Source organism: Corynebacterium hindlerae, assembly GCF_014117265.1.
In the GTDB taxonomy this organism is placed as follows: domain Bacteria; phylum Actinomycetota; class Actinomycetes; order Mycobacteriales; family Mycobacteriaceae; genus Corynebacterium; species Corynebacterium hindlerae.
The window spans coordinates 2,544,507-2,557,275 of the sequence record NZ_CP059833.1; the positions used below are offsets into that span (position 1 = coordinate 2,544,507).

Genomic DNA, 12,769 nt, shown 5'->3' on the forward strand with positions numbered 1-12,769 from the left:
AAAGTATCAGGATTGTGACTTCGACTCGCCCGGCCCGAGCAGTTTGATGACGTGGTACTCGCCGTCGGCAAGGTGCTGGCGCAAGTCCTTCTTGTCGAACTTGCCCACCGACGTCTTGTCGATGCTCGACACAAACGCCCAATACTCCGGCAGCATCCACCGTGGCAACTTCTCCCGCAAGCTGTCGCGCAGTCGTTCCGCGGTGTCCTTGCCCGCAGTAATGCCCTCATGCAGCACTGTGACGGCCAGTGGGCGCTCGCCCCACTTATCGTCCGGGTAGCCAATCACGGCGCACTCAACCACATCGGCGTGCTCCATCACCAGATTCTCCAGCTGCACAGAGTAAATCCACTCGCCACCGGAACGAATCACATCGCGGGCGCGGTCCTCCACGGTGAGGAAGCCGTCAGCGGTGACAGAACCGACATCTCCGGTGCGAAGCCAGCCGTCGGAAGTGAACTGCTGTGGCGCGTCCTCAACTGCCTCATTACGGAACACCGCAGCCGGCCCACCGTTGTCTTCTGCTTGCGAATGGAAGTAGCTGCCCGTCACCCATGGGCCACGGACCTGAATTTCGCCCTGGTTCCGGTCGGAGGAGGCCATGACCTTGCCGTCATTAACCACCCGATACTGCACCGACGCCGGGAACCTACCCTGGCTGATTCGGTACTCCCAACGGTTGGTACCCGACACACCGCGTGGCGGACGGGCGACCGTAGCCACCGTGCCCGTCTCGGTCATGCCCCACACGTGCACAATATCGACACCGTAGCGCTCTTCCCAGAGCTTGATGAGCACCGGAGGCACCGGAGAACCGCCAACGAAAATCTCCTGCAAACTCATGCGCTCTGGCGGATTGCTTAAGTAATGCACCATCAGAGAAATCCAGATGGTTGGCACGCCATGAGCCACACGCGGGTGAGTCTGCGCGATAATCTGCGCCAACCCCGCGGGACTTGTTTCCGCGCCCGGGAACACGAGGGGAGTGCCCGACATGAACGCTGCCAGCGGAACACCCCAACTAAGCACGTGGTAGATCGGGATGCAGCACAAAAAGGGATCACCGTGCGAAATACCCATGGAATCTGTGGTTCGCAGGCTCATGGTCTGCAAGTACAGCGAGCGGTGGGAATAGGCTACGCCCTTCGGGGCGCCCGTGGTTCCGGTGGAATAACAAATGGCTGCGGCTGTCCGCTCCTCCAGGTCTGGCCACTCGTAATGCGTGGGCTTGCCGTCGAGAAGCGCCTCTAGCGAAAACAGTGCGATGCCTTCCGGTAGTGGCTCGCTCGGCGCCGGCTCCAACCCCGTGTACACCACGGCGCGCACCTTCGGGCAGTGGGGAAGAAGTGGCCACAGGATTGGCACCAGGCGAGGCTCGACGACGATCACTTCCATCTCGGAGTGATTAATGATGTGTTGGATCTGATCGCCCATCAGCTGTTTGTTCAGCGGGGTGAACACCGCGCCCTTGCACATTGTGGCGAACATCACTTCAAGGTGTTCTACGCGATTGTTGAGAAGTGAACCAACTCGCTGGTCAGACGTGATCCCAAGGTCATGTTCCAGAACGTGGGCAAACGCCGCAGCACGCGCCCCAATCAGGGAAAAAGACTGCTCTACAGGCCCCTCCGACGTCCACGTGGTTACCGTCGTTTCCCCATGAACGGTTTCCGCGTACGACAAAATCCGCGACACCAAAAGGGGCATGTCCTGCATCGTGCTCAGCATGCTTACTACTCTAGCTGCGTCACTAACCCGCGCCAATGTAAGTAAAACCGAACGCATGCGCTACACTTGGCCGTGAACCGACAGTAACGTAACGCTAACCGCACATCATGTGCACATTTCACACAGCGAGTCGGCTCCTCACACGATGTACCTCAATGCGCTTGCGTCCTGGGACTCACTTCCCCCAGCGCAACGTAAAAGCGGTGTTTTGCACCGCACGATGAATTCCACAGAAGCTTCCAGGGATCAACTGCTGTAAGCAACAAACCTGGTGAAGCGCGAAAGGACCTCTGTGACTCAAGCAGACAGCGCCACAGCCAACGACGGCGCTACCACCAACCTCGGCGCACTCCGTATGCCAGAACTTCGCAAAATCGCAGAAGAACGTGGCATTCGAGGAATCTCCGGACTGCGAAAGTCGGAACTGATCGCTGCGATCCAATCCGGCGGAAAAGCACCTAAGGCGGCAAAGGCCGCGAAAGAAAAAGCGCCCGATGCGCCGGCCGTAACCGACAGCGCTGCAGCGGAAAAGCCAGCTGAAAAAGCAGCTCCACGGCGTCGCCGCGCCACCGCTACCACCGCGGAGACCCGCGCCAAGGACGAGGCTGCAACCGCAGCTCAGTCCAGTGACACTCCTGAGCAGGAAACAGCCGGTGACAACAACGCAGCTGAGGGTGGCAACACCAGCGAAAACAAGTACGAGTCCCGCTCCGCTGCCCGCCGTGCTCGTCGCAACCGCGCCCGTTCCGCACAGCGCGAAGAAGCACGTGAGGAAGCGCGCGAAGAAGCGCAGGACCAGTCCACCGCGGACAACAAGTCCGAATCCGCGGCCGATGGCGGTGACCAAGGTGAGCGCACTGACCGCTCCGAGCGCTCCGAGCGCTCCGAGCGTGACGACGAGCGCGGTGACCGTGGGGATCGCGGTGACCGTGGGGATCGCGGTGAGCGCCGTGGCCGTCGCAACCGCCGCGATCGCGGTCGCAACCGTCGCGACCGGGACAATCGCGACAACCGCGACAACGAGGAAGTTCGCGAGGACGATGTCCTGCAGGCAGTCGCCGGCATCTTGGACATCGTGGACAACAATGTCGCATTCGTGCGTACCACCGGTTACCAGGCTGGCCAGGCTGATGTCTTTGTCACCCAGCAGATGATCCGCAAGTTCGGGCTGCGCCGAGGCGACGCTATCACTGGCCAGGTGAAGATGCCGCGCGAAGGCCAGCACCACGGGGGTGGCCGTAACCGTCAGAAGTACAACGCCTTGGTCCGCGTTGACTCGGTGAATGGCAAGACTGTGGAGGAAGCTCGCAACCGCCCAGAGTTTGCCAAGCTCACACCGCTGTACCCGAACCAGCGCCTGCGCCTGGAGACCGATCCGAAAATCCTGACCACCCGCGTGATCGACCTGATCATGCCGATTGGTAAAGGTCAGCGTGCCCTGATCGTCTCCCCGCCAAAGGCCGGTAAGACGACGATCCTGCAGAACATCGCTAACGCTATCGCGACGAATAACCCTGAGTGCTACCTGATGGTGGTGCTGGTTGATGAGCGTCCGGAAGAAGTGACGGACATGCAGCGCAGCGTCAAGGGTGAGGTCATTGCATCCACCTTCGACCGCCCGCCAAGCGAGCACACCGCCGTCGCCGAGCTGGCCATCGAGCGTGCTAAGCGCCTGGTGGAGCAGGGACAGGACGTGGTGGTTCTCCTGGACTCCATCACCCGCCTGGGGCGTGCCTACAACAACAGCTCCCCAGCCTCGGGCCGTATCCTGTCCGGTGGTGTGGACTCCAACGCGCTGTACCCGCCAAAGCGTTTCCTGGGTGCTGCCCGCAACATCGAAAACGGTGGCTCCCTCACGATTATCGCCACCGCCATGGTGGAGACCGGTTCCGCCGGTGACACCGTGATCTTCGAGGAATTCAAGGGCACCGGCAACGCTGAGCTCAAGCTGGATCGTAAGATTTCCGAGCGTCGCGTGTTCCCAGCCGTGGACGTGAATCCGTCCGGCACCCGCAAGGACGAGCTGCTGCTGGCCCCTGAGGAAGCACGCATCATGCACAAGCTGCGTCGCATCCTTTCGGCTCTGGACAACCAGCAGGCGATTGACCTGCTGATCAAGCAGCTGAAGAAGACCAAGTCGAACGGCGAGTTCCTCATGCAGGTCGCGTCGTCCGCTCCTATGGCTGCGTCTGCGACCGGCGAGGAGGATTTCTCCTAATGGCCGCAGAGGTTTCAGTTGTCGACGATATCCTCTCCGAGTACCAGGGCCTCGAGGCCCAGATGCAGGACCCGGAGTTTGCGAACGACGCTGCCCAGGTGCGCAAGGTAGGCAAGCGATACTCCGAGCTGCAGCCGATCATCAACGTGTACCGGGAGCTGTCCCAGGCGAAGGAAGATCTGGCAGAGGCGAAGGAACTGGCCTACGAGGATCACGATTTCCAGGCGGAGGTCGATCGCCTCGAGCCACGTGTGCTTGAGCTGGAAGAGCAGCTTACCGATCTGCTCGCGCCACGTGATCCGCACGATGGTGATGACATCGTCATGGAGATCAAGGCTGGTGCTGGCGGTGAAGAAGCCGCTCTGTTCGCCGGTGACCTGCTGAAGATGTACCAGAAATACTGCGAAAAGCATGGCTTTAGCACCGAAATTCTGGGTCTTGCTGAGTCGGATCTGGGCGGCGTCAAGGACATCACCCTGTCCATCCGTTCCAAGACGCCTTCCCGCGATGGGGCGTGGAGCGTGTTCAAGTTTGAAGGTGGAGTGCACCGCGTGCAGCGCATCCCCGTCACTGAATCTCAGGGCCGCATTCAGACCTCCGCAGCTGGTGTGCTGGTGTACCCGGAGCCAGACGAGATTGAAGACGTGCAGATTGATGAGAAGGATCTGCGCGTTGACGTCTATCGTTCCTCCGGTAAGGGTGGCCAGGGCGTGAACACGACAGACTCCGCTGTCCGTCTGACCCACCTGCCCACCGGCCTGGTGGTGACGTGTCAGAAGGAACGTTCCCAGATCCAGAACAAGGCCCGCGCCATGCAGGTGCTGGCAGCCCGGTTGCAGCAGATGCAGGAAGAAGCTGCGGAAGCGGAAGCCGCTGAGGGGCGCGCTGCTCAGGTGCGCACCATGGACCGCTCCGAGCGTATCCGCACCTACAACTGGCCGGAGAACCGCATCTCCGACCACCGCATTAACTACAAGTCCAACAACCTCGACGCCGTCCTCGGTGGAGACATGGATGACTTGTTCGCTGCGCTTCAGGCAGCTGATCGCGCAGCGCGACTCGAAGCCGAGTAAATGACGGACGTGTCCCAGGCCGTCAAGGCAGCAGCAGCCACCCTCGCCGACGCGGGGGTGGCATCGCCGCTTCACGACGCCCAGTCCCTCGCAGCCTGGTGCCTTGGCATCAGTCGCATGGACCTGTTCCTGCACGGCGCCGATGAGATGCCCGCCGAATACAGCGAGCTCATTGCGCGTCGCGCCGGCCGCGAACCGCTGCAGCACATCGTGGGCAGCGCGCCAGTCGGCCACCTCGATCTCCTAGTGGGGCCGGGGGTTTTTGTGCCTCGTCCAGAAACCGAACTCATTGGTGACTGGGCGGTGCAGCGATTGCGGGGGATGGGCGTCGATAAGCCGTGCGTGGTCGACCTATGCACCGGCAGCGGTACCCTGGCCGCTTACGTCGCGTCGTTGGTGCCCTCTGCCCTGGTCACAGCCGTGGAAATCGACCCGCAGGCGATGACCTGGGCGCAGCGTAACCTCGATCCGCTCGGTGTACGCACTGTGCTTGGCGACGCCACCGCCCCCGATCTCTTGACGAACCTCAATGGGCGGTGCGACATGGTTCTTAGCAACCCGCCGTACGTGCCCGAAACCACCCCTGTGGAACCGGAAGTGCGGGCCGACCCGCACCACGCCGTGTTCAGCGGCGAAAGCGGGATGGACGTCATCACCGCGATGGCGCCCACCATTTACCGGCTCCTTGCCCCCGGCGGAGTCACAGCCATCGAACATGACGACGCGACAGCCGACCTCGTGTGCGCAGTGCTGGAACAGTACGGTTTTGAAGAAATCATCTCCCATCAGGATCTTGGCGGGAGAGATCGCTACGTGACCGCGATGAAACCAGCAGAGTAAACTATTCGTTTGATTACCCCAATTCACAAGGAGTTCACCGTGAGCCGTATCTACGACTGTCAAGACCCAGCGACCCGGGCACTCGGCCTGCGCGCCGCCACCGACGCAGTGCGTTCCGGACGCCTCGTGGTCATGCCCACGGACACGTTGTACGGACTCGGCTGCGACGCCTTCGACAACCAGGCTGTAGCGAGCCTCCTCCAGACCAAGCACCGCGGCCCTGACATGCCCGTTCCGGTCCTCGTGGGATCCTGGGACACCATCCAAGGCCTGGTCCACACCTACTCGGAGCAGGCCCGCACCCTCGTCGAAGCATTCTGGCCCGGCGGCCTGTCCATCGTGGTACCGCAAGCCCCGTCGCTCACCTGGAACTTGGGCGATACTCGCGGCACCGTCATGCTGCGCATGCCACTACACCCCGTGGCCATTGAACTGCTGCGTGAGACCGGTCCGATGGCCGTGTCCTCCGCAAATATTTCCGGACACACCCCACCGACCACGGCCGTGGCCGCGAAACAGCAGCTCGGAAATGCCGTCAATGTGTACCTCGACGGCGGCGAGTGCCCAGTAGGTAAACCATCGTCCATCGTCGATCTCTCCGGACCGGCGCCGCGCCTGCTCCGCGAAGGGGCCATCTCCGCCGAAGAGATCGCCACGGTACTAGGAGTGACTGCAGAAAGCCTACGCTGATATGGGAACCGGGGCAGTGGGGGTACCACTGCGGGAAATCGCGCTCGTCATTGTCGTGGCGACTGCGGTCACCTTCCTCACCACCGGCATCATTAGGCACATTATGGTGCGGTGGGGAAAGCTCGCCGCCATCCGCGACCGCGACGTACACACCGTGCCCAAGCCGCGGCTCGGTGGCGTTGCCATGTTCTCTGGGTTTTTGTGCTCGGTCTACCTAGCAGGCCTGCTGCCGGCCCTCACCCGTGGTTTTCGTCCCGTGACACCGGAAATGGACGCGGTGGTGTGGGCCGGATTCGTGATTGTGATCGTGGGAGTGCTCGATGACCTCTTCGAGCTCGATGCCGTCACTAAACTTATCGGCCAGCTGGCCGGAGCAGTGGTGATGAGCCTACTCGGCCTGTCCTGGACCCTGCTGTACATGCCGTTTGACGGCGGGTCCACCGTTTTTCTCGACCAAGTCCAGTCAACAATCTTGACTACACTGTTTACGGTCATGCTCATCAACGCCATCAACTTTGTCGATGGGCTGGACGGGCTCGCCGCGGGGCTCGGAATGATTGCGGCGTTAGCGATCCTCGCGTTCTCACTAACCGTGCTCTACGACCAAGGCGGCACCGTCGCGGCATATCCGCCGGCGATCATCGCAGCTGCGCTTTTCGGCATGTGTGCCGGATTCCTGCCCCACAATTTTGAGCCCTCACGTATTTTCATGGGTGACTCTGGATCCATGCTGATCGGACTGCTGCTAGCGGCAGCTGCAACCTCAGCCTCTGGCAAGATCAACATGACCCTGTATGGCCCCGCTGATATCGTGGCCACGTTGTCCCCGTTCATCGTGGTGATAGCCGCAGTGTTTATCCCCACACTGGACCTAGTGCTGGCAGTTATCCGCCGTGTATCCAAAGGACAGTCGCCTTTCACGGCAGACAAGATGCATCTGCACCACAGGCTGTTGGCCTTGGGGCATTCTCACCGCCATGTAGTCCTGGTGTTATACGCCTGGGTGACGGTGGTTGCTTTCGGTGCAGTGGGTTTTACGGTTTTTCCTGCCCGGGTCGCGCTCGGCGGCATTGCCATCGGCATCGTACTCGCCATCGCATGGACGCTCATACCGCTGCGAAGGAGTCGGTGGGGTAGGGTAGCAGCTTATGACAAGTGAGTATGACGACCATCGGCGCCCTTTGCTACGGGCGCTCAAATTTGGTTGGATCGGCCTGCTGATCGTTACCGTGGCATCGCTCGCGCTCTGGGGAGGCATCCGGGAGTTGCCAGGAATTTGGGGCGCGCTCCTGGGGGCAGCGATCGGGGGTGGCTTCCTGTTGTTGACTGTGTTGAGTGTGTTGATAACGGCGAACTCCACTCCAGCAACCACCGGGGCTATCGTGTTGGGTAGCTGGTTGCTCAAGATCGTGGTGCTTCTGATCATCATGTATGTGCTTAAAGACCTGCAATTTTATGATCGTGTAGCCTTCGTGGTCACCGTTGCTCTAGCCCTCGTTGTGGTGCTCGCGGCGGAGGCGTGGGGGGTAGTTACATCTAAGGTCACATACGTGTCCTAAACCGTTGTTTTTGTACCCCCGAAAATGCCAATCGTTCAACGTGTGACCCACCTTACAAAGTGGTGAAATGCCCGGTCAGGATAGGTTTCCTGCCGGGCGTTACATTTTGATAAAACTACCCCCCGCGCAACTTGGGTAAAACTCATTCACACCTGCTAGTCTGCATAGCGGGCAACTTCCATCAGGAACCGTAACTTTTATGCTGCGGGGAAACGACTGATGGGGTTTCTCCGCAGGTTCACTTTGATGATGTGCGACGGAGTCCAAGGTGAATCAGGCAAGATTTTTAGACCTCCATCGCACCGCTTTTGCGAAAAAGCGGCCCGAACACGGGAGAGAACGCTGAGCGTTACAACACTGTCCATGAAGGGTGAGTTTCACGCACCTAATCTGGACCATGAACTTTTCCCGGGGCACGTAACCGAAGCTGGCGAAAAGGTAGGCCTCTGGCTGACCGACGTTGCCAACAACTGGTTTGCACTTGATCGTTTGATGCTGATTCGTCTTTTGATGACTCTCATCCTCGCGGTCTTCTTTGTTATCGCAATGCGCAGCCCGAAGCTCATCCCTTCTGGCGTGCAGAACTTCGCAGAACTCTGTCTTGACTTCGTGCGTATTCACATTGCCGAGGACATCCTTGGAAAGAAGGAGGGGCGTCGGTTCCTTCCGGTCATCGCGACTATCTTCTTCCTGGTTCTCTTCATGAACGCGCCAACCGTCATTCCAGGAATGAACATTTCTCCAAACGTCCGTATCGGTATGCCACTGGTACTGGCTCTGTTTGGATACGTGGTCTTCATCTACGCCGGCGCAAAGCGCTACGGCTTCTTCAAGTACATGAAGTCCTCCGTGGTTATTCCTAACCTCCCTTGGGCACTCCACCTCCTGGTGGTCCCACTCGAGTTCTTCTCGACGTTCATCATGCGACCTGCCACTCTGACTCTCCGTCTTTTGGCAAACATGCTGGCTGGCCACATCATTCTGGTGCTGCTGTTCTCTGCTACGAACTTCTTCTTCTGGCAGTTCAACGGCTGGACCGCCCTGTCTGGCGTGACCATCCTGGCCGCGATTGCGTTCACGTTCTTCGAGCTGCTGGTCGTCTTCCTGCAGGCATACATCTTTGCTCTGTTGGTTGCCGTCTACATCGAACTTTCGCTGCACGCAGACGAACACTAACCCCCGCGGAGCTGCAACGGCTCCAAAACATCTGAAAATCAAAAACCACTCGCTTTCCAAGAACATCACGGAAAGCACCCAGAAAGGGAACGACAACAATGAACGAACTGATCCTCGCTCAGGACGCAGCTGGCATGACCGGTAACCTCGCAACCATCGGCTACGGCATCGCAACCATCGGCCCAGGCCTCGGCATCGGCATCCTCGTTGGTAAGGCTCTCGAGGGCATGGCACGTCAGCCAGAGATGGCCGGCCAGCTCCGTACCACCATGTTCCTGGGCATTGCATTCGTTGAAGCCCTGGCTCTGATCGGCCTCGTTGCCGGCTTCCTGTTTGTTTAATCGAACAGACCTCGATAGCTAAAGAAAGCACAGGATTATGACGAACGTCATCACTTACCTCGCTGCAGAGGGAGGTGGACTGCCTCTCGAGACCGGCAACTCACCTCTGCTCCCAGCGCCATACGACATCGTCTGGTCCCTCGTTCCGCTCATCGTCGTCCTGTTGATTTTCTGGAAGCTCGTTCTTCCGAAGTTCCAGGAGGTCCTGACTGAGCGTGAGGACCGGATTAAGGGTGGCATCCAGCGCGCAGAGGCTGCACAGGCCGAAGCCAAGGCCGCTCTTGAGAAGTACAACGCACAGCTGGCTGAGGCTCGCGCTGAGGCTGCACAGATCCGCGAAGAGGCCCGCGAAAAGGGCAAGCAGATCATCGCTGAAATGCAGGCAGAAGCTGTCGAGAACAGCAACCGCATCATCGCAGCTGGTGAAAAGCAGCTTGAGGCACAGCGCCAGCAGGTTGTCACCGAACTGCGTCAAGAGATGGGCCAGAACTCCATCAATCTTGCTGAGCGCCTGATCGGCGAGCAGCTGTCCGACAACGTGAAGCGTTCCGGAACGATTGACAAGTTCCTGTCCGAGCTCGACACTGTGGCTCCGGCCGGAAAGTAGGCGACATGCACGCAGCTAGCCGCGAAGCACTGACGACCACCGCTCAGACCCTGGACCAGTGGATCCAGAACTCTGACCAGGCGATCGCAGCTGCATCCCAAACCGGTGCTGAACTGTTCAGCATCGTTGAGGTTCTTGACGGCGACCGTGGCTTGCGTGTCGCTGTGGCAGATTCCTCTGCCACCGCCGAGCAGCGTTCTGGCCTGATGCGCACGGTGTTTGCCGGCAAGGTGTCCCAGATGACTCTGGACCTTGCTGCGGAAGCCGCATCGCGTATCTGGTCAACTCCCCGCGAGTTCCGCACTGGACTCGTCGAACTGGGCCGCCGCGCCCTGCTGCGTTCTGCTGAAAAGCAGGGCCAGCTGACCCAAGTTGAAGACGAACTCTTCCGTCTCGGTCGCATCCTCAAGGATGAGCCAGAACTTGCTCAGCTGTTGGGAGACCGCAACACGAAGGCTGACCGGAAGCGCGAGCTTTTGGCCGCTGTCCTCTACGGCAAGGTAACCGCCGTATCTGAGGCGCTGGCTAAGCAGGCAGTTGGACGCCCAGAGGCAAATCCGATCGACGACATGGCTACCCTGGCCGGCGCTGCTGCAGCGCTGCGTGGCAAGGAAGTCGCAGTAGTCACCTCGGCTGAGCCACTGAACGCGATCCAGGCTGACCAGTTGGCAGCTAAATTGGGCCGAATTTACGGTCGTGAGATGAGCATCCACACTGAGGTTGATCCCAGCCTCCTCGGTGGACTGGTCATCCGCGTTGGCGACGAAGTTATCGACGGCAGCACCTCGGGCAAGCTCGAGAAACTCCGCGCAAGCCTCGTCTAGAACACGACTAATAGAAGACAAAAATTGCTGGAAGAAACAACCGAGAGCAGGAAGAACATGGCGGAGCTGACGATCTCCTCCGATGAGATCCGTAGCGCGATTGCGAACTACACCTCGAGCTACTCCCCGGAGGCCTCCCGTGAGGAGGTCGGCGTGGTCATTTCGGCAGCTGACGGTATTGCCCAGGTTTCTGGTCTGCCGTCTGTTATGGCGAATGAGCTGCTCGAGTTCCCAAACGGCGTCATTGGCGTCGCACAGAACCTCGACACCGACCGTATCGGCGTCGTTATTTTGGGCAACTACGAGACTCTTACTGAGGGCGACGAAGTAAAGCGGACCGGCGAGGTCCTTTCCATTCCGGTCGGAGATGCATTCCTCGGCCGCGTTATTAACCCACTGGGTCAGCCTATCGACGGCCTTGGCGCCATCGAGAAGGAAGAAGACCGCGTCCTGGAACTGCAGGCACCATCCGTGCTGCAGCGCCAGCCGGTTGAAGAGCCATTGGCAACTGGTATCAAGGCAATCGACGCGATGACCCCAATCGGTCGCGGTCAGCGTCAGCTGATCATTGGTGACCGTAAGACTGGTAAGACCGCAGTCTGCATCGATACCATCCTTAACCAGAAGGCAAACTGGGAGTCCGGCGATGTCAACAAGCAGGTGCGCTGCATCTACGTTGCCATCGGCCAGAAGGGCTCGACCATTGCCGCAGTCCGCAAGACCCTCGAAGAGCACGGCGCTCTGGAGTACACCACCATCGTGGCAGCTCCAGCATCTGACTCCGCCGGCTTCAAGTGGCTCGCACCTTTCGCTGGTGCAGCACTGGGTCAGCACTGGATGTACCAGGGCAAGCACGTCCTGGTTATTTACGATGATCTGACCAAGCAGGCAGAAGCCTACCGTGCGATCTCCCTGCTGCTGCGCCGCCCACCAGGCCGCGAGGCTTACCCAGGTGACGTGTTCTACCTGCACTCCCGTCTGCTGGAACGTGCTGCAAAGCTTTCCGACGACATGGGCAAGGGTTCCATGACGGCACTGCCGATCATCGAAACCAAGGCAAACGACGTTTCTGCCTTCATTCCTACCAACGTGATTTCCATCACCGACGGCCAGGTCTTCCTCGAGTCTGACCTGTTCAACCAGGGTGTCCGCCCTGCTATTAACGTTGGTGTGTCGGTGTCCCGTGTTGGTGGTGCTGCACAGACCAAGGGCATGAAGAAGGTCGCAGGTTCCCTGCGTCTGGACCTTGCCGCTTACCGTGACCTCGAGGCATTCGCTGCGTTCGCTTCTGACCTGGATGCTGCATCCAAGGCTCAGCTGCAGCGTGGTCAGCGCCTCGTCGAGCTGCTCAAGCAGCCAGAGAGCTCTCCTCAGCCGGTGGAATACCAGATCGTTTCCATCTTCCTGGCTGGCGAAGGCCACTTCGATAACGTTCCCGTCGAAGATGTCCGTCGCTTCGAGGCTGAGCTGCAGGACTACCTGAAGCAGCACGCTGCAGGCGTTTACGAGCAGATCGAAGGTGGCGCTGCGCTGTCCGACGACTCCAAGCAGGCTCTGATTGCTGGCACCGAAGATTTCAAGCGTATCTTCGTCACCAGCGAGGGCGCTCCAGTCATCGGTGAGCCAGAGGCCGCTCCTCTCGCTGAGGGCGAGCTCGGTAAAGAGCAGCTGAACGTCTCCCGCAAGGTGAACAAGTAAGAAATTACTTCACAG

The 12,769-nt window shown here is 59.7% G+C and carries 12 protein-coding genes; 11 read left to right on the forward strand and 1 reads right to left on the reverse strand.

Annotated features, from left to right (window positions below; translation table 11 throughout):
• Positions 1–6 precede the first annotated feature (6 nt).
• Positions 7–1,728 (reverse strand): long-chain fatty-acid--CoA ligase, encoded by a 1,722-nt coding sequence (locus HW450_RS12235; protein WP_182385884.1) that lies wholly within the window; start codon positions 1,726–1,728, stop codon positions 7–9.
• 355 nt (positions 1,729–2,083) lie between these two features.
• On the opposite strand from HW450_RS12235, the gene rho reads away from it, so the two are divergent.
• From rho to atpA, 11 genes are all read left to right on the forward strand, one after another.
• The gene (rho, locus tag HW450_RS12240) at positions 2,084–3,946 is read left to right on the forward strand and encodes a transcription termination factor Rho (protein ID WP_182387541.1); all 1,863 of its coding nucleotides are present in this window, start codon (positions 2,084–2,086) and stop codon (positions 3,944–3,946) included.
• The gene (gene prfA, locus HW450_RS12245; protein ID WP_182385885.1) at positions 3,946–5,019 is read left to right on the forward strand and encodes a peptide chain release factor 1; all 1,074 of its coding nucleotides are present in this window, start codon (positions 3,946–3,948) and stop codon (positions 5,017–5,019) included. The genes rho and prfA overlap by 1 nt, the downstream gene beginning before the upstream one ends.
• The gene (prmC, locus tag HW450_RS12250) at positions 5,020–5,859 is read left to right on the forward strand and encodes a peptide chain release factor N(5)-glutamine methyltransferase (RefSeq protein WP_182385886.1); all 840 of its coding nucleotides are present in this window, start codon (positions 5,020–5,022) and stop codon (positions 5,857–5,859) included.
• Positions 5,860–5,898: 39 nt separating this feature from the next.
• The gene (locus tag HW450_RS12255; RefSeq protein WP_182387543.1) at positions 5,899–6,549 is read left to right on the forward strand and encodes an L-threonylcarbamoyladenylate synthase; all 651 of its coding nucleotides are present in this window, start codon (positions 5,899–5,901) and stop codon (positions 6,547–6,549) included.
• A gap of 1 nt (position 6,550) precedes the next feature.
• Entirely contained in the window at positions 6,551–7,708 is a 1,158-nt protein-coding gene (locus HW450_RS12260; protein WP_182385887.1) for an MraY family glycosyltransferase, read from the forward strand.
• Positions 7,698–8,108: a hypothetical protein gene (locus HW450_RS12265; RefSeq protein ID WP_182385888.1), complete on the forward strand. Its 411-nt coding sequence runs from the start codon at positions 7,698–7,700 to the stop codon at positions 8,106–8,108. Before HW450_RS12260 ends, HW450_RS12265 begins: the two co-directional genes overlap by 11 nt.
• Positions 8,109–8,471: 363 nt before the next feature.
• Positions 8,472–9,284 (forward strand): F0F1 ATP synthase subunit A, encoded by an 813-nt coding sequence (gene atpB / locus HW450_RS12270; protein ID WP_182385889.1) that lies wholly within the window; start codon positions 8,472–8,474, stop codon positions 9,282–9,284.
• A gap of 98 nt (positions 9,285–9,382) precedes the next feature.
• Positions 9,383–9,625: an ATP synthase F0 subunit C gene (locus tag HW450_RS12275; RefSeq protein WP_182385890.1), complete on the forward strand. Its 243-nt coding sequence runs from the start codon at positions 9,383–9,385 to the stop codon at positions 9,623–9,625.
• Positions 9,626–9,662: 37 nt separating this feature from the next.
• Positions 9,663–10,232: a F0F1 ATP synthase subunit B gene (locus HW450_RS12280; protein WP_182385891.1), complete on the forward strand. Its 570-nt coding sequence runs from the start codon at positions 9,663–9,665 to the stop codon at positions 10,230–10,232.
• Positions 10,233–10,237: 5 nt separating this feature from the next.
• Positions 10,238–11,056 carry a F0F1 ATP synthase subunit delta gene (locus HW450_RS12285; RefSeq protein ID WP_182385892.1) on the forward strand — a complete coding sequence of 273 codons (819 nt, stop codon included), beginning with the start codon at positions 10,238–10,240 and terminating at the stop codon, positions 11,054–11,056.
• Between the two features lie 57 nt (positions 11,057–11,113).
• Positions 11,114–12,754, forward strand: a complete 1,641-nt coding sequence (atpA, locus tag HW450_RS12290; protein ID WP_182385893.1) for a F0F1 ATP synthase subunit alpha — start codon at positions 11,114–11,116, stop codon at positions 12,752–12,754.
• The last annotated feature ends 15 nt before the right edge of the window (positions 12,755–12,769 follow it).

Coding starts and splice junctions, on each gene's coding strand:
- HW450_RS12235 (WP_182385884.1), bottom strand. CDS start 1,728: ATGCTGAGCACGATGCAGGACATGCCCCTTTTGGTGTCGCGGATTTTG.
- rho (WP_182387541.1), top strand. CDS start 2,084: ATGCCAGAACTTCGCAAAATCGCAGAAGAACGTGGCATTCGAGGAATC.
- prfA (WP_182385885.1), top strand. CDS start 3,946: ATGGCCGCAGAGGTTTCAGTTGTCGACGATATCCTCTCCGAGTACCAG.
- prmC (WP_182385886.1), top strand. CDS start 5,020: ATGACGGACGTGTCCCAGGCCGTCAAGGCAGCAGCAGCCACCCTCGCC.
- HW450_RS12260 (WP_182385887.1), top strand. CDS start 6,551: ATGGGAACCGGGGCAGTGGGGGTACCACTGCGGGAAATCGCGCTCGTC.
- HW450_RS12265 (WP_182385888.1), top strand. CDS start 7,698: ATGACAAGTGAGTATGACGACCATCGGCGCCCTTTGCTACGGGCGCTC.
- atpB (WP_182385889.1), top strand. CDS start 8,472: ATGAAGGGTGAGTTTCACGCACCTAATCTGGACCATGAACTTTTCCCG.
- HW450_RS12275 (WP_182385890.1), top strand. CDS start 9,383: ATGAACGAACTGATCCTCGCTCAGGACGCAGCTGGCATGACCGGTAAC.
- HW450_RS12280 (WP_182385891.1), top strand. CDS start 9,663: ATGACGAACGTCATCACTTACCTCGCTGCAGAGGGAGGTGGACTGCCT.
- HW450_RS12285 (WP_182385892.1), top strand. CDS start 10,238: ATGCACGCAGCTAGCCGCGAAGCACTGACGACCACCGCTCAGACCCTG.
- atpA (WP_182385893.1), top strand. CDS start 11,114: ATGGCGGAGCTGACGATCTCCTCCGATGAGATCCGTAGCGCGATTGCG.